This is a genomic window from Pseudomonas sp. W2Jun17 (assembly GCF_023127795.1).
In the GTDB taxonomy this organism is placed as follows: Bacteria; Pseudomonadota; Gammaproteobacteria; order Pseudomonadales; family Pseudomonadaceae; genus Aquipseudomonas; species Aquipseudomonas synxantha_A.
Genome location: NZ_SPKO01000033.1, coordinates 148,505 through 163,829 on the forward strand (window position 1 = coordinate 148,505; position 15,325 = coordinate 163,829).

General features: G+C 61.2%; 20 protein-coding genes. 5 read left to right on the forward strand and 15 right to left on the reverse strand.

The annotated features are described in order from the left end of the window. Positions 1 to 65 precede the first annotated feature (65 nt). Genes thiS through trmB form a run of 3 tightly spaced genes read left to right on the forward strand, consistent with a single transcriptional unit; the run spans position 66 to position 1,850 of the window. Positions 66 to 266 (forward strand): sulfur carrier protein ThiS, encoded by a 201-nt coding sequence (gene thiS / locus E4O98_RS20710; RefSeq protein WP_032878918.1) that lies wholly within the window; start codon positions 66 to 68, stop codon positions 264 to 266. Positions 267 to 320: 54 nt separating this feature from the next. Further along, the gene (locus E4O98_RS20715) at positions 321 to 1,115 is read left to right on the forward strand and encodes a thiazole synthase (RefSeq protein WP_032878919.1); all 795 of its coding nucleotides are present in this window, start codon (positions 321 to 323) and stop codon (positions 1,113 to 1,115) included. A 9-nt stretch (positions 1,116 to 1,124) separates the two neighbouring features. Beyond that, on the forward strand, positions 1,125 to 1,850 hold the full coding sequence (gene trmB, locus E4O98_RS20720; RefSeq protein WP_032878921.1) for a tRNA (guanosine(46)-N7)-methyltransferase TrmB: 726 nt from the start codon (positions 1,125 to 1,127) through the stop codon (positions 1,848 to 1,850). Between the two features lie 141 nt (positions 1,851 to 1,991). Here the strand turns inward: trmB and E4O98_RS20725 are convergent, their stop codons facing one another. The 9 genes from E4O98_RS20725 to E4O98_RS20765 all read right to left on the reverse strand — a co-directional run bounded on the left by E4O98_RS20725 (position 1,992) and on the right by E4O98_RS20765 (position 8,723). Continuing rightward, positions 1,992 to 2,315 (reverse strand): DUF3392 domain-containing protein, encoded by a 324-nt coding sequence (locus tag E4O98_RS20725; protein ID WP_005792278.1) that lies wholly within the window; start codon positions 2,313 to 2,315, stop codon positions 1,992 to 1,994. 19 nt (positions 2,316 to 2,334) lie between these two features. Then, entirely contained in the window at positions 2,335 to 3,537 is a 1,203-nt protein-coding gene (gene hemW, locus E4O98_RS20730; RefSeq protein ID WP_078822559.1) for a radical SAM family heme chaperone HemW, read from the reverse strand. After that, on the reverse strand, positions 3,534 to 4,130 hold the full coding sequence (rdgB, locus tag E4O98_RS20735; RefSeq protein WP_078822558.1) for an RdgB/HAM1 family non-canonical purine NTP pyrophosphatase: 597 nt from the start codon (positions 4,128 to 4,130) through the stop codon (positions 3,534 to 3,536). The genes hemW and rdgB overlap by 4 nt, the downstream gene beginning before the upstream one ends. Further along, positions 4,127 to 4,561: a DUF4426 domain-containing protein gene (locus E4O98_RS20740; RefSeq protein ID WP_078822557.1), complete on the reverse strand. Its 435-nt coding sequence runs from the start codon at positions 4,559 to 4,561 to the stop codon at positions 4,127 to 4,129. The genes rdgB and E4O98_RS20740 overlap by 4 nt, the downstream gene beginning before the upstream one ends. A gap of 21 nt (positions 4,562 to 4,582) precedes the next feature. Then, positions 4,583 to 5,203, reverse strand: a complete 621-nt coding sequence (metW, locus tag E4O98_RS20745) for a methionine biosynthesis protein MetW (protein WP_005792273.1) — start codon at positions 5,201 to 5,203, stop codon at positions 4,583 to 4,585. Between the two features lie 7 nt (positions 5,204 to 5,210). Further along, a complete protein-coding gene (locus E4O98_RS20750; protein WP_005792271.1) occupies positions 5,211 to 6,350 on the reverse strand; it encodes a homoserine O-acetyltransferase in 1,140 nt (379 codons plus the stop codon). Between the two features lie 220 nt (positions 6,351 to 6,570). After that, on the reverse strand, positions 6,571 to 7,158 hold the full coding sequence (locus E4O98_RS20755) for a YggT family protein (protein ID WP_003195087.1): 588 nt from the start codon (positions 7,156 to 7,158) through the stop codon (positions 6,571 to 6,573). A gap of 25 nt (positions 7,159 to 7,183) precedes the next feature. Next, positions 7,184 to 8,002, reverse strand: coding sequence for a pyrroline-5-carboxylate reductase (gene proC / locus E4O98_RS20760; RefSeq protein WP_248136142.1), 819 nt, complete (start codon positions 8,000 to 8,002; stop codon positions 7,184 to 7,186). A 25-nt stretch (positions 8,003 to 8,027) separates the two neighbouring features. Beyond that, a complete protein-coding gene (locus E4O98_RS20765; protein WP_032878930.1) occupies positions 8,028 to 8,723 on the reverse strand; it encodes a YggS family pyridoxal phosphate-dependent enzyme in 696 nt (231 codons plus the stop codon). 57 nt (positions 8,724 to 8,780) lie between these two features. Between E4O98_RS20765 and E4O98_RS20770 the strand changes: the two genes are divergently transcribed. Continuing rightward, a complete protein-coding gene (locus E4O98_RS20770) occupies positions 8,781 to 9,815 on the forward strand; it encodes a type IV pilus twitching motility protein PilT (RefSeq protein ID WP_248136144.1) in 1,035 nt (344 codons plus the stop codon). Between the two features lie 147 nt (positions 9,816 to 9,962). Here E4O98_RS20770 and E4O98_RS20775 read toward each other — a convergent pair whose 3' ends face one another. Continuing rightward, positions 9,963 to 10,601 carry a C40 family peptidase gene (locus tag E4O98_RS20775; RefSeq protein ID WP_005792265.1) on the reverse strand — a complete coding sequence of 213 codons (639 nt, stop codon included), beginning with the start codon at positions 10,599 to 10,601 and terminating at the stop codon, positions 9,963 to 9,965. Positions 10,602 to 10,850: 249 nt separating this feature from the next. Here E4O98_RS20775 and E4O98_RS20780 point away from each other — a divergent pair, with 249 nt between their 5' ends. Further along, positions 10,851 to 11,279 carry a TM2 domain-containing protein gene (locus E4O98_RS20780; RefSeq protein ID WP_032878933.1) on the forward strand — a complete coding sequence of 143 codons (429 nt, stop codon included), beginning with the start codon at positions 10,851 to 10,853 and terminating at the stop codon, positions 11,277 to 11,279. 82 nt (positions 11,280 to 11,361) lie between these two features. On the opposite strand, the gene E4O98_RS20785 is transcribed toward E4O98_RS20780, so the two are convergent. The 5 genes from E4O98_RS20785 to E4O98_RS20805 form a co-directional block, all read right to left on the reverse strand. Beyond that, positions 11,362 to 12,633 (reverse strand): dihydroorotase, encoded by a 1,272-nt coding sequence (locus E4O98_RS20785; protein WP_228309078.1) that lies wholly within the window; start codon positions 12,631 to 12,633, stop codon positions 11,362 to 11,364. Beyond that, a complete protein-coding gene (locus tag E4O98_RS20790; protein WP_032878936.1) occupies positions 12,630 to 13,634 on the reverse strand; it encodes an aspartate carbamoyltransferase catalytic subunit in 1,005 nt (334 codons plus the stop codon). Before E4O98_RS20790 ends, E4O98_RS20785 begins: the two co-directional genes overlap by 4 nt. Before the next feature lie 24 nt (positions 13,635 to 13,658). Further along, positions 13,659 to 14,165 (reverse strand): bifunctional pyr operon transcriptional regulator/uracil phosphoribosyltransferase PyrR, encoded by a 507-nt coding sequence (gene pyrR, locus E4O98_RS20795; protein ID WP_005792260.1) that lies wholly within the window; start codon positions 14,163 to 14,165, stop codon positions 13,659 to 13,661. A 132-nt stretch (positions 14,166 to 14,297) separates the two neighbouring features. Continuing rightward, complete coding sequence (gene ruvX, locus E4O98_RS20800) at positions 14,298 to 14,735, reverse strand: Holliday junction resolvase RuvX (RefSeq protein WP_005792259.1); 438 nt, start codon at positions 14,733 to 14,735, stop codon at positions 14,298 to 14,300. Beyond that, positions 14,735 to 15,304, reverse strand: a complete 570-nt coding sequence (locus E4O98_RS20805; RefSeq protein ID WP_005792257.1) for a YqgE/AlgH family protein — start codon at positions 15,302 to 15,304, stop codon at positions 14,735 to 14,737. Before E4O98_RS20805 ends, ruvX begins: the two co-directional genes overlap by 1 nt. Positions 15,305 to 15,325: the final 21 nt, after the last annotated feature.

Below are 15,325 nucleotides of genomic sequence, written 5' to 3' on the forward strand. Positions count from 1 at the left end.
GAGCTGACCGGCAGGTCCCAATCGCGCTAGAATGCGGGCCCCTAAAAACGATGGCGGCCCGTGGCATGCGCATTCAGTTGAACGGCGAACCCTTTGAACTGCCCGACGGTGAAACCGTCGCAGCCCTGCTGACCCGCCTGGACCTGACCGGGCGTCGCGTCGCAGTGGAGCTCAACCTGGATATCGTCCCGCGTAGCCAGCACGCCGAGACCTCGCTGAAGGAAAACGACCAGGTCGAAGTGGTCCACGCCATCGGTGGCGGTTAGCCCGCCACGGCGGTAACGCATTCTGCAGAACCTCATCCAAACAGAGGATTTCCCATGAGCATCGTTCGTAACGACAAGCCTTTCGTCCTGGCCGGTCGTACCTACCAGTCCCGCTTGCTGGTCGGCACCGGCAAGTACCGCGACATGGAAGAGACCCGCCAGGCCATCGAAGCCTCGGGTGCCGAAATCGTGACGTTCGCCGTGCGCCGCACCAACCTGGGCCAGATTGAAGGCGAACCGAACCTGCTCGAAGTGCTGTCCCCAGACCGCTACACCTTCCTGCCGAACACCGCCGGTTGCTACGACGCCATCGAAGCCGTGCGCACCTGCCGCCTGGCCCGTGAGTTGCTGGACGGCCACAACCTGGTGAAGCTGGAAGTGCTGGCCGACCAGAAAACCCTGTTCCCCAATGTGATCGAAACCCTCAAGGCCGCCGAGACCCTGGTCAAGGAAGGCTTTGACGTGATGGTCTACACCAGCGATGACCCGATCATCGCCCGGCAGCTGGCAGAAATCGGCTGCATCGCGGTGATGCCACTGGCTGGCCTGATCGGTTCCGGCCTGGGCATCTGCAACCCGTACAACCTGCAGATCATCCTTGAAGAAGCCAGGATCCCAGTGCTGGTGGATGCGGGCGTGGGCACTGCCTCCGACGCGACCATCGCCATGGAACTGGGCTGCGACGCGGTGCTGATGAACTCGGCCATCGCCCACGCCCAGCAACCGATCATGATGGCCGAAGCCATGAAACACGCGATCGTCGCGGGCCGCCTGGCCTACCTCGCCGGGCGCATGCCGAAAAAACTCTATGCCAGCGCCTCTTCGCCGCTGGATGGTCTGATCAAGTAAGAGCTATTGATGACTGAATCAAACGAAACGCCGAACACCGTGGAAGCGGGCGACGAGTCCAAGCACCGCCGCATCAAGAGTTTTGTGATGCGCGCCGGCCGTATGACCGAAGGCCAGCAAAAGGGCCTGGAGCAAGGCACGCCGCTGTTCGTTTTGCCCCTGGCCGATGCGCCGGTTGATTACGACCAGGTGTTTGGCCGTTCGGCCCCACGCTCCCTGGAAATCGGTTTCGGCATGGGCCACTCCCTGCTGGAAATGGCCGCGGCCGCGCCGGAGCAGGATTTCATCGGTGTGGAAGTCCACCGTCCAGGTGTCGGCGCATTGCTCAATGGCGTGCTGACCCAGGGCCTGACCAACCTGCGAGTTTACGACTGCGACGCGATTGAAGTGCTCAACCGCTGCATCGCCGACAACAGCCTCGACCGCCTGATGCTGTTCTTCCCCGACCCGTGGCACAAAGCCCGTCACCACAAGCGTCGTATCGTCCAGGCGTCCTTTGCGGAGTTGGTGCGCAGCAAGCTGAAAGTGGGCGGTATCCTGCACATGGCCACCGACTGGGAACCGTACGCGGAATACATGCTGGAAGTGATGAACGTTGCCCCTGGCTACCGCAACCTGGCCGAAGACGGCAAATGCGTGCCACGCCCGGCCGAGCGGCCGATCACCAAGTTCGAACGCCGCGGCGAGCGATTGGGGCATGGGGTGTGGGATTTGAAGTTTGAGAAGTTGGCTTAAACAGTCATCAGCTTGAAATGCAATCAAATGTGGGAGGGGGCTTGCTCCCGATAGCAGGGTGTCAGCCACCAAATCTTTGGCTGATACACCGCAATCGGGAGCAAGCCCCCTCCCACATTTGTATCTGTGTTGGGCCTGGGATCAGCGCCGGTCTGCCACTACCCCAATCAACACCAGCACCACGATCAACACCGGCGCCAGGCTGTAGTTATTGAATTGGCTCAGCCCCCGCACAATCCACGGCGTAGCGTAGATCAACGCCGCACCGCTGCCGATCAGGCACAGCAGGGCCATCAAGGGTACGCGCAAGGCGCCGGCAATGTTGCCCAGACGTGCTTCGACCCAGCCCTTGATATCGGCGCCGAACAGCACCAGCAAGCAGCCCACGAGGGCCAGGGAGATTTCCGACAGGTTGCTACGGCTCCAGCGGGATACGGTGGCGAGCAGGTCGAGTACCAGATCCATTCGATTTCCTTAAGAGCGATCAGCTCAAAAACGTCTGCAACAGGTCATTGAGAAAGAGTTGCCCGCGGTCGGTTGCCGCCAGGCGTGACGGTTCGACCTGCATTAATCCACTTTGTTCTGCCTCGCGGCGGCCTTCATCGAGGCTGGCCAGATCAAGGCCGGTGCGTTCGGCGTAGAGCTTGGCATCGACCCCTTCGGTCAGGCGCAGAGCGTTCATCAGGAACTCGAACGGCAGTTCGTCGTTGGTCAGCTCTTTCGCTCCGGCCTGGAAGCTTTTGGCCGGGTTGAGGTAGTCCTTGGGGGCGCGGGTTTTCCAGGTGCGTACGATGCGCCCGTCCGGGTGGCTGAGCTTGCCGTGGGCGCCGGCGCCGATGCCGATAAAGTCGCCAAAGCTCCAGTAATTCAGGTTGTGTCGCGCCGGGCGGCCGGGCTGGGCATAGGCCGACACCTCGTATTGCGCGTAACCGTGTTCGGCGAGCAGCGCCTGGCCGGCTTCCTGGATGTCCCACAGTGTGTCGTCTTCCGGCAGCGCGGGCGGCTGGTTCCAGAAGACGGTGTTGGGTTCCAAGGTCAGTTGGTACCAGGACAGGTGTGTCGGCTTGAGCGCAATGGCTTGGCGCAGGTCGCCCAGGGCGTCGTCCAGGGACTGGTTGGGCAAACCGTGCATCAAGTCCAGGTTGAAGTTATCGAACCCTGCCTGGCGCGCCATGCCAGCGGCGCGCACGGCTTCATCGCCATTGTGAATACGGCCCAGGGCTTCAAGCTTCTCTTGCTGGAAGCTCTGGATGCCGATGGACAGGCGATTGATCCCCAGTTTGCGGTACGCCACGAACTTCTCTTGCTCGAAGGTCCCGGGGTTGGCTTCCAGGGTGATCTCGATATCCGCGGCGAACCGAATACGGGCTTCCACGCCTTTTAACAAGCGGCCCAACGCGGCGGCGCTGAACAGGCTGGGCGTGCCGCCACCGAAGAAAATCGAACTCAGCTCCCGGCCATAAACGGCGTGCAGGTCTTGATCCAGATCCGCCAGCAATGCATCTACATACTCTTCTTCCGGCAGCACCTTGCTGGCGGTGTGGGAGTTGAAGTCGCAATACGGGCATTTGCGCACGCACCAAGGGATGTGGATGTACAGCGCCAGGGGCGGCAGGTGGGGCAGGGCCGCCCGTGGTGTTTGCGCGCCACCGTGGATCAGCGGCTGCGCAGAGGTGTTCTGGGTCATTTCAAGCCCAGGCGCTGGCGCAGCAACACCATGGCGCGGGCGCGGTGGCTGATCTGGTTCTTGTCGGCCGGGCTCAGTTCGGCGCTGGAGACATTGCGCTCCGGCACCCAGAACAAAGGGTCGTAACCGAAGCCATGCTCACCGCTGGCGGCGTGCAGGATGCGCCCGTGCCACAAGCCTTCGCACAGGATCGGCAGCGGGTCATCGGCATGTCGCACCAGGGCCAGCACGCAGACGAACTGTGCACCACGTTCGGCGTCGGGCACGTCCTTGAGCGCGTCGAGCAGCTTGGCGTTATTGGCTGCGTCGCCCTTGCCGTCAGCGTAACGGGCCGAATAAATGCCGGGCGCGCCGCCGAGAAAGTCCACCGCCAGGCCCGAGTCATCCGCCAGGGCCGGCAGGCCGGAGATGCGTGCTGCGTTGCGGGCCTTGAGGATGGCGTTCTCAACGAACGACAAGCCGGTTTCTTCCGGTTCGACCTGGCTGAACTCGCCAATCGAACGCAGTTGCACGGATTCGCCGAGCATGGCCTGCAGTTCTTTGAGTTTGCCGGTGTTATGGCTGGCCAGTACGAGTTGGGTAAGGTTCATCATTCGGCCGGAAACAGTTCTTGGTTGAATTGGAAACCATGGGCTTTGCCGCCGGTTTCAACGTTGATGGTAAATGTCTTGTATTCCCGCTGGGTCACCGAGTAGGGCGCGAGGTAGCTGATGCCGCCTTTCTCTTCGATTTGCTTGAACGTCAGGATCTCGCTTTTGCCGCCCAAATCCTTGATGGTGCCGGTCACCTGGGCCGCGACCGGGGCCACGCCCTTGATCACAGTCACATTGATCAAACCCTTCTCTTTGCTGCGCACTACGCCGACTTTCTGAGCGGTCTCGGGTGGCAGGAAGCTGGAGGTAAAGGTGTTGTAGTGGACGGTGATATCGCCAAAGTCTTTCTTGCGATTAGCGTCGATAGCGTCTGCAGCCATGGCGCTGGCGCCCAGGCATGCGGTCAATAGAAAAATAGCCAAACGACTCATGAACGTCCCTCTTGAAGATGATTAGACGGCAACTTTGTGGTCGGTCAGGCCAGGACTGCTGACCCGGTAAATACCGATTTCGCCCAATAGATTGGGCCATAGCTTACTCGCCCAGCCGTGGCGGTGCTGTTGATCGACGGCAAGGCGGTTGATGACCTTGGCTTCACGCTCGCCACACAACGCTTCGAAGTCTTCGAAGGTGCAGAAGTGGATGTTGGGCGTGTTGTACCACGTGTACGGCAGGAAATCCGAGACCGGCATACGGCCCTTGGTGGCCAGGTACCAGCGGCAGCGCCAGTGGCCGAAATTGGGGAAGGTGATGATGCATTGGCGGCCAACGCGCAGCATTTCGTCGAGGATGCGGTCCGGGTAGTGCACCGCTTGCAGGGCCTGGGTCATCACCACGATATCGAAGCTGTTGCTGGCGAAGTTGCCCAGGCCCTTGTCCAGGTCCTGCTCGATTACGTTGATGCCCTTGGCCACGCACTGGGCGATGTTGTCCGGGTCGTTTTCCAGGCCGTAGCCGGTGACTTGCTTGTTGTCGCGCAGCCAGCTCAGCAGTTCGCCATCGCCGCAGCCCAGGTCGAGCACGCGGCTGCCGGCGGGGATCCAGTCTTGGATGATTTCCAGGTCGGCTCTCATGGCGTTCTCACAGTGCGATTCGGTTCATGTAGTTGCTAAAGGCCTGCAGGTAACGCGGGATCGGAATCAGGAAGGCGTCGTGGCCCTGCGGTGCATCGATCTCCAGGTAGCAGACGTCTTTTTTGGCGGCCATCAGCGCATCCACCAGCTCACGGGAGCGGGCCGGCGAGAAGCGCCAGTCGGTAGTGAATGACATCACGCAGAACTTGGCCGTGGCGTGCTCGAAGGTTTTCGCCAGGTCGTCGTCGTGGTTGGCCGCCGGGTCGAAGTAGTCCAGGGCCTTGGTCATCAACAGGTAGGTGTTGGCGTCAAAACGCCCGGAGAATTCTTCACCCTGATAGCGCAGGTAGCTTTCCACCTGGAACTCGACGCTGTGGAAGTCGTAGTTGAGCTTCTCGCTCTTGAGGCCGCGACCGAATTTTTCGCCCATGGAATCATCGGACAGGTAGGTGATATGCCCCACCATCCGCGCCAGCATCAGGCCGCGCTTGGGGATCACGCCGGCTTCCTGGAACGAACCGCCGTGGAACTCGGGGTCGGTGAGGATGGCCTGGCGTGCCACTTCGTTGAAGGCGATGTTCTGCGCCGACAGCTTGGGCGCCGAGGCGATAGCCAGGCAGTGGCGCACGCGGTCCGGGTAGCTGATGGTCCATTGCAGCGCCTGCATACCGCCCAGGCTGCCACCAATGACTGCGGCCCACTGGTGGATGCCCAGCAGGTCGGCCAGGCGTGCCTGGCTGTGTACCCAGTCTTCTACGGTCAACACCGGGAAGTCCGCGCCGAATGGCTTGCCGGTGTCCGGGTTGAGGCTGCTGGGGCCGGTGGAGCCATTGCAGCCGCCGAGGTTGTTGAGGCTGACGACGAAGAACTTGTTGGTGTCGATGGGCTTGCCGGGGCCGATGCAACTGTCCCACCAGCCGGGTTTGCGCTCGTCAACGCTGTGGAAACCGGCGGCGTGGTGGTGGCCGGACAGGGCGTGGCAGATCAGCACGGCGTTGCTCGCCGTGGCGTTCAGTTGGCCGTAGGTTTCGTAGATCAGGTCGTAGGCAGGCAACGAACGGCCGCAGGCCAGGGCCAGCGGTTCGCTGAAGTGCGCCACTTGAGGCACGACCAGTCCAACAGAATCGGGGGGGAAGGCAGCTGGCATCGACCCTGCTCTCGTTTAAATGAGGCGTAAGTCTAAAGAGCGGGGACCCTAGCGGCAAGCAATGGTCTGTACCAGTACGCAGATACAAAATGTGGGAAGGGTTGATGTGGGAGCCGGGCTTGCCCGCGATGCAGGCACCGCGGTTTCAGACACACCGAGGTGATGCTATCGCAGGCAAGCCAGCTCCCACACAAGCCAGCTCCTATAGGGGCTACGGCATTCAGATCAGGCCGAACAGCTCTTTGGGCATGTAGGCAAAGTACGCCAGGCGTGGAATCACCCAGCTTTGCAGCAGCTGAATCACGATAAACGCAAAGATCGGCGAGATATCCAGGCCACCCAGGTTCGGGATCAGGCGACGGAAGGGTGCCAGCACCGGTTCGGTAATCTGAGCCACCAGTTCGGCACCCGGGCTACGGCTACCGGGTGCGACCCACGAGAGAATCACGCTGATGATCATCGACCAGAAAATGATCTTCAGGAACAGCGAGAAAATACCGATCAGGCCCCACGGCAACAGCAGCACGGTGAACGCCTGGTAGCCGTTGAGCATCAGGATCACCACGAACAGCAGGATCTGCAGCAGCAACGCCAGCACCAGCGACGACATGTCCAGGCCGAACAGGCTCGGGATCACCCGGCGCAGTGGCTTGAGCAGCGGTTGGGTGGCCTTGACTACGAACTGGCACAACGGGTTGTAGAAGTTCGCCCGCACCAGTTGCAGGATAAAGCGCATCAGCACGATCAGCAGGTACAGGCTGCCCAAGGTCTGAATGATGAAAATGGCAGCGTCATTGATTCCGAGCATGTTTGATTACCTTGGTAAGGGACGACTATTTGCCCAGTTGCTCAGCCATCTCGGCCGAACGATGTGCCGCGGCACCCAGTGCTTTTTCCACCAGGGCCTCAAAGCCCCCGGCCTGGAACGATTCAATGGCGGCTTGCGTGGTGCCGCCCGGCGACGTTACCCGCCGGCGCAGTTCGGCGGCATCGACATCGCTGCCGACAGCCATTTTCGCGGCGCCCAGGGCCGTTTGCTCAGCCAGTTGTTCGGCAACGTCGTGGGGCAGGCCCAGCTTGACGCCAGCGGCGGTCATGGCCTCGATCAACAGGAAGAAGTAGGCCGGGCCGCTGCCGGAAACGGCGGTGACCGCATCCAGTTGCTGCTCCTGCTCCAGCCATACGGCAAGGCCCACCGCAGACAGCAACTCCTGAGCCTGGTCACGCTGCTGCGCGCTGACTTCAGCGGTGGCGTACAAACCGCTTACGCCCTGGCGCAGCAACGCTGGGGTATTGGGCATGCAACGTACGATCGGCTGGTCACCGAGCCAGGCTTTCATGCTGGCACAGGTGATGCCGGCGGCAATGGACACCACCAATTGATGCGGCTGCAGGCTTGGGCGCAGGCTTTCGCACACGGCCTTCATGGCCTGGGGCTTGACCGCCAGCACGATCACATCGACGCCGTGGATGGCTTCGGCGTTATCGGCAAAGGTTTCAATGCCGTGTTCGGCGCTGACGCGCTCGCGGGTCTCTGCGCCCGGGTCGCTGGCGCGGATCTGTTCGGCCTCCAGGCCCTTGGCCCGCAGGCCACCGATCAGGCTGGCCGCCATGTTACCGGCGCCGATAAAGGCAATACGCGTGTTGCTCATGACAGGTCCTTATTTTCGAGGGAAGTCAGCCATTTTGCGGCTGGCCGTAGTCGCGGGCGCCAAACAGGGCGGTACCGATCCGCACCCAGGTGGCGCCTTGGGCGATGGCCGACTCAAGGTCATGGCTCATGCCCATGGAAAGTGTGTCCAGCGCCAGGTTCAAGCTGGCTTGCAGGTCGCGTACGCTGGCAAACGCCGCATCCTGTGCGGCCCGGTCTTTAGTCGGCTCGGGGATCGCCATCAGGCCGCGCAGCTTCAAGCGCGGCAGGGCGCTGATCGCGTTGGCCAGGGCTGGCAGGTCGGCCGGCGTACAGCCAGATTTGCTGGCCTCGCCACTGACATTGACCTGGATGCAGATATTCAGCGGCGGCAGGTCGGCCGGGCGTTGTTCGGACAGGCGTTGTGCGATTTTCAGGCGGTCCACAGAATGCACCCAAGCGAAGTTCTCGGCGATGGCGCGAGTCTTGTTCGATTGAATGGGGCCGATGAAGTGCCAACTCAAGGGCAGGTCGGTTAAATCCGCCTGTTTGCCCAAGGCTTCCTGCAGGTAGTTCTCGCCAAAATCGCGCATCCCGGCGGCATAGGCGTCGCGCACGGCTTGTGCGGGTTTGGTCTTGCTCACGGCCAGCAGGTGGATGCTGCTTGCGTCACGTTGCACGGCGTCGGCTGCGGCGCGGATGCGCTGGCTAACCAGGCCGATGTTGTCTGCTATCGTCGACATTCAAGATGCGCCCGTGGATATGGAGTCCGCGGCATTCTACTGGAAATGGAAAGCCCTATGGATATCACGCAATTGCTGACGGCCAGCGTAAGCCGTGGCGCCTGTGACCTGCATTTGTCGGCCGGCCTGGCGCCGATGGTGCGAGTCGATGGCGAGGTCTGGCCGATGGATGAGCCGGTGCTGAGCGCAGCGCAACTGGTCGATCTGGTGAGCCCTTTGTTGAATAAACACCAACAAAAGGATTTCGAAACATCTCTTGAAACGGATTTTGCCTTCGAATTGCCGGGAGTCGCACGCTTTCGGGCGAACGTGTTCCGCCAGAATCGCGGTATAGGCGCGGTGTTTCGTGCCATCCCGACCGAGGTCCAGAGCCTGGAAGACCTCGGGTTGGGCGAGGTATTCCAGCGTATGGCTCAGTTTCCCCGTGGCCTGGTGCTGGTCACCGGGCCTACGGGTTCGGGCAAGTCCACGACGCTGGCGGCGATGATCGATTATCTGAACCGGCACTGGCGCCAGCACATCCTCACGCTTGAAGATCCCATCGAATTTATCCACAGGCCGAAACTGGCCCTGATCACCCAACGCCAGGTGCACCGCGACACCCACAGCTTCTGCGTGGCCCTGCGCTCGGCCCTGAGGGAAGACCCGGATGTGATCCTGGTGGGCGAATTGCGCGACCTGGAAACCATCCGCCTGGCCTTGACGGCAGCTGAGACCGGGCATCTGGTGTTTGGCACCCTGCACACTTCATCGGCTGCAAAGACTGTAGACAGGCTGGTGGACGTCTTCCCGGCCGGGGAAAAGGCCATGGTCCGCTCGATGTTGTCGGAGTCGTTGCAGGCGGTGGTGTCTCAGGTACTGGTGAAGAAGGTCGGCGGCGGCCGTGTGGCCGCCCATGAAATCATGCTGGGCACGCCGGCGATTCGCAATCTGATCCGTGAGGACAAGGTGGCGCAGATGGTTTCGGCAATTCAGACCGGTGGCGCGTTGGGGATGAAGACCCTGGATATGAGTTTGAAGACGTTGGTCGGCGCGGGGCTGGTCAGCCGGGAAGAGGCGCGGGAGAAGGCGAGGGTGCCTGCAGATATCTAAAACGCACAGATACTCATGTGGGAGCTGGCTTGCCTGCGATAGCGGGCTGTCAGGCGCTCTCTCTGCCAACTGACACACCGTCATCGCAGGCAAGCCAGCTCCCACATTTGATTGCATTTCAAATGGGGAGCTTCAGTGGCGCCTGGCTTAGCGCTGCACGATCCGCAGGTTGCTGTTCTGCTCTTTAGGCAGCACACGCTTGGCAATCACGTAGTTCTTGTCCCAGAATGGCTTTTTCAGCGTGTCGATGCTCACCGACTTGCCACGACGCGGCGCGTGGATAAAACGGTCGTTGCCCAGGTAGATGGCTACGTGATTGACCTGGCGGCTCTTGAGCTTGAAGAACAACAAGTCGCCGGGCTTCAGGTCTTTGCGATCAACCTTCAAGCCGTGGCCGGCAGCCATGGCGTTGGAAGTGCGTGGCAAATCCACGGCTTTTACATCGTTGAATGCATATTTCACCAGGCCGCTGCAGTCGAACCCTTTACTTGGGCTGCTACCGCCCCAACGATAAGGAGTACCCAGCACGTTGACGGCACGGCTGAGGACGTTGCTGCTTTGCTTGGTGTTGACAGCCATCAGGCCGGGTGTTGCTTTACCGTGTGCCTTGCTCAGTTGAGTCGGGCGGTTGACGGTCAGCTTTACCGATTTGGCCTTGGTGGTTGTGCTGTGGACTTTAGGGGTGAAACCATTGACGTTCGGAAGTCGTTGCTCACGATTGGTGGCGTGGGCGGCCAGTGGCATTAATAGGCAGATGGTCAGCCATGTCTTGAAAAATGGTCGCATTAGGCGTGGCTCTTATGGGTTTGCGCGCAACTTTATAACAGCTTTTTGTGTCGTTCTCAGGCCGTTTGTCGACTGAACCTTGGGGTCAAATCCAGGAAAAACGCGACGAATTGCCGCAATTGTCCTACACAAGTCAGGTGGCATAAGGCTTTGAGGACAGGAAGATACCATTTGCCGTACGTCGGGCGCTCGTAAAAAAGTCACAAAGAAAATGAAAAAATTTATCTATCGAAGCAAAAGAGGTACTCCATGAACACCTATCAACAGGTTGGTCAGCAGCAAGATACCCATAGCAAGGTGATCGGTTACCTGCTGTGGATTTTCGGTTTTACCGGGGCGCATCGCTTTTATTACGGCAAACCCGTGACCGGCACGATCTGGTTTTTTACCTTCGGCCTGCTGGGCATTGGTTGGTTGATCGACGTATTCCTCATCCCGGCCATGGACCGTGAAGCCGACCTGCGTTTTACCGCCGGGCCTATCGAATACAACGTCGCGTGGATCCTGTTGGCGTTCCTGGGCCTGTTCGGTGTGCACCGTATGTACCAGGGCAAATGGATCACCGGCCTGATCTACCTGCTGACCGGCGGTTTGTTCCTGATTGGGGTGCTGTATGACTTCTGGACGTTGAATACGCAGATCTCGATCCGCAATGCCGAGCGCAATAACGGCCGCTGATCTCTCGGCCCTATAGAGAACAAAATGTGGAAGGGAGCAAGCCCCCTCCCACATTTTTTACTGCGCTCACTCTAGACCGGTTTCAGGCCTGGTAAGTGATCCGCCCATCCATCAAGGTGTACCGCACCGTCGCCGGCAGGCTGTGGCCAATGAACGGGCAGTTTTCACCCTTGGACAACCAATGCTCCCCTGCCACCGTCGAGCTGCCCAGGTCAAACAGCACCAGGTCCGCTGGCGAACCGACTTCAAGCTTGCCCGCCGGCAAGCGCAGAGCGTCGGCCGGGCCGGCGCTCAGGCGGGACAATAGCGTCGGCAGGTCGAGCAAGCCGTCTTCCACCAAGGTCATTGCCAGCGGCAACAACAACTCCACGCTACTGATACCCGGCTCGGTCGCGCCAAATGGCGCCAACTTGGCGTCACGCTCGTGAGGCTGGTGATGGCTGGAAATCGCTGACACCACCCCCGACTTCACCGCCGCACGCAAACCGTCACGGTCGGCCTTGGTACGCAGTGGAGGCTGCACGTGATACAGGCTGGAGAAGTCGATCAGCGCCTCATCCGTCAGGATCAATTGGTACAGCGCCACATCCGCCGTCACCGGCAAGCCACGGGCCTGGGCCTGGGCGATCAGGGCAACGCCGCGGGCGCTGGTCAGCTGGCTGAAGTGTGCGCGTACGCCGCTTTGCTCCACCAGCAACAGGTCTCGGGCCAGGGCCACGGTTTCGGCGGTTTCCGGGATGCCCGGCAGGCCGAGGAAGCTGGCGACTGCCCCTTCATGGGCCAGGCCGCCTTCGGCCAGGTCGCGGTCTTGAGAGTGGAAGATCACCGTCAGGTCGAAGGTGGCCGCGTATTCCAGGGCACGGCACAGCGTGCGGGTGCTGCGAAAACTTTCCAGGCCGTTGCTGAAGGCCACGCAACCGGCATCGCGCAGTGCGATCAGTTCGGCCAGTTGTTCGCCATCCAGGCCTTTGCTCAAGGCGCCGACGGGAAACACCTTGCAATTGCCGGCTTCACGGGCGCGGTCCAGGATCAGCTCGGTCACCGCCGAAGTGTCCAGCACCGGCTTGGTGTTCGGCGGGCAGCACAGGCTGGTCACGCCACCGGCCGCAGCGGCCTGGGTTTCGCTGTTGATGTTGCCTTTGCGGCTGTAGCCCGGCTCGCGCAGGGCGACGTTCAGGTCCACCAGCCCGGGCGCGGCCACCAGGCCCTTGGCGTCGATGCTTTCGATGGCGTTGAAGCCGGCAGGTGCGGCGCCAATGGCGATGATCTTGCCGGCGTCCAGATAAAGATCGGTAACTTGGTCCAGGCCACTGGCTGGATCGATGACTCGGGCGCCGAGAATGCTGAGCTTCACTGGGCCTGCTCCTGCTCGAATTGACGTTGCGCGGTCTGCCCGCTCATGGCCATGGACAGCACGGCCATGCGTACCGCGATGCCGTAGGTCACTTGGTTCAAGATCACCGACTGTGGGCCATCGGCCACCGCCGACTCAATCTCCACCCCGCGGTTGATCGGCCCCGGGTGCATCACGATGGCATCCGGCTTGGCCCCGGCCAAACGTGCGGTGGTCAGGCCGAACAGGCGGTAGAACTCGCCTTCGCTGGGTAGCAAGCCACCAGCCATGCGCTCGCGTTGCAGGCGCAGCATGATCACCACGTCCACATCCTTGAGGCCCTCGGCCATGTCGGTGTAGACCTTCACGCCATACTGTTCGATGCCGATGGGCAGCAGGGTTTTCGGCGCGATCACGCGGATATCCGGGCAGCCCAGGGCTTTGAGGGCCAGCATGTTCGAGCGTGCTACACGGGAGTGCAGGATGTCGCCGACGATGGCCACCGAGAGGTTTTCAAAGCTGCCCTTGTGCCGACGGATGGTGAGCATGTCGAGCATGCCCTGGGTCGGGTGGGCGTGGCGGCCGTCGCCGCCGTTGATGACCGCTACCTGCGGGCACACATGCTCGGCGATGAAGTGCGCGGCGCCGGAGTCGCCGTGGCGGACCACGAACATGTCGGCGGCCATGGCTTCGAGGTTGCGCAGGGTGTCGAGCAGGGTCTCGCCCTTGCTCGCCGACGAGGTGGACACGTTCAGCGTGATCACGTCGGCCGATAGCCGCTGGGCTGCCAGTTCAAAGGTGGTGCGGGTGCGGGTGGAGTTCTCGAAGAACACATTGCAGATGGTCTTGCCGCGCAGCAGCGGGACCTTCTTCACCGCGCGGCCGCCGACTTCAAGGAACGAGTCGGCGGTGTCGAGGATTTCGGTGAGCAGTTCGCGGGGCAAACCGTCGAGGGACAAGAAATGTTGCAACTGGCCCTGAGCATTGAGCTGCAGCGGGCGCTTGGCATCTAGAGGCGTCATCGCGGGGACTCTGTACAAGGCGGTTTAAAGGGCAAGGTCTTGCAGTTCGAGTTCGAGCGGCGTGGGACCGGACAATTTTACCCGCTGCCGGGCTTGCAAAGACAGTGTTGCACCTACGACATCCGGGCTGATCGGCAATTCGCCAGCATCCAGGTCCAGCAGGCAGACCAACGTAATGCTGGCCGGGCGGCCGTAATCGAACAGTTCGTTCATGGCGGCGCGTATGGTACGGCCGCTCATCAGGACGTCATCGATCAGGATCAGGTGCTGGCCCTCAACCTCGAATGGCAGGGCCGAAGGTTGCACCTGTGGGTGCAGGCCGTTCTGGCTGAAGTCGTCGCGGTAGAAGGACACGTCCAGCGTACCCAGGGGCGAATCGCTGCCCAGTTCTTCCAGTAACGCCTGGGCTACCCAGACACCGCCGGTGCGGATGCCGATAAAGCGCGGTTCGCTGATGCCGCGGTGTTCCAGGTGCGCCTTGAGGCGTAATGCCATCTGGCTGATCAGTTCGGCGGGATTGGGCAGGCTCATGGGGGCTCCTTTTTAAGTGTGTAGGCGCAAGCTTGCTCGCGAAAAACTCATGGGTACCGCGTTCATCCAGCCTTCACGCGGTATCGTTAACGTTCTTCGCGGGCAAGCCCGCTCCCACAGGATCGCGGCGGGTCAGGATTCAAATAAAGCGGTGTTTTCATCCAGCCAACCCTGCAACAGCAAGGCGGCGGCGATGGCGTCCACGGGGTTGTCGCGGTAACTGCCCTTCTGCCCGCCGCGGTCACGACGCTCACCCTTGGCTTCAAAGGTGGTCAGGCGCTCATCGTGGGTATAGAAGGGCAGGTTGTAGCGGCCATTGAGGCGGCGCGCGAATTTTTCGGCGCGCAGGCACATGTCGCTGGGGGTGCCATCCATGTTCAGAGGCAGGCCGACCACCACAGCGTCGGGCTTCCACTCTTTGATAAGGGCTTCAACCTGGTTCCAGTCCGGTATGCCGTTCTGGGCCTTCAAGGTGCACAGCTCGCGGGCCTGGCCGGTAATAACCTGGCCGACCGCTACGCCGATCTGTTTAGTGCCGTAGTCAAAACCCAGGATCAGACGCAAGGCCATCAGGCGTGCCCCGCCTGGCTGGTCAACAGGCTGAGGTTGACCCGCAGCTTGGCGGCGGCAGCATCAAGGCGCAGTTCGCTGGCGGTGTTGAACAGGATGTCGGCGTCGAATGGGCAGGTCAGCCAGGCATTGCTCGCCAGCTCGGCCTCCAGTTGCCCGGCTTCCCAACCGGCGTAGCCCAGGGTAATCAGGCTTTGCTCAGGGCCGACGCCATCGGCGATCGCGAACAGCACGTCCTGAGACGTGGACAGTGACACGCCCTCAAGATCCACCGTGGCCTGGTATTGCGGCCCGGTGGGGTGCAACACAAAGCCGCGATCGGTCTGCACCGGCCCGCCGATATAGATCGGCACATCCTGGCAGCGGGTCGGTGGGTCGAGTTCCGGGCGCAATTGCTCAAGGATATCGGCCAGGCTCAGCTCCTGTGGACGGTTGACCACCAGCCCCATGGCACCATTGGCCGTGTGCTCGACGATATAGGTCAAGGTCTGCGCAAAGTTCGGGTCGGCCATATGGGGCATGGCGATCAGGAATTGGTGCTTGAGGTAGGTCGGGCTGACGTTTTTCATGTCCGCTAGTGTGGCGTTGGA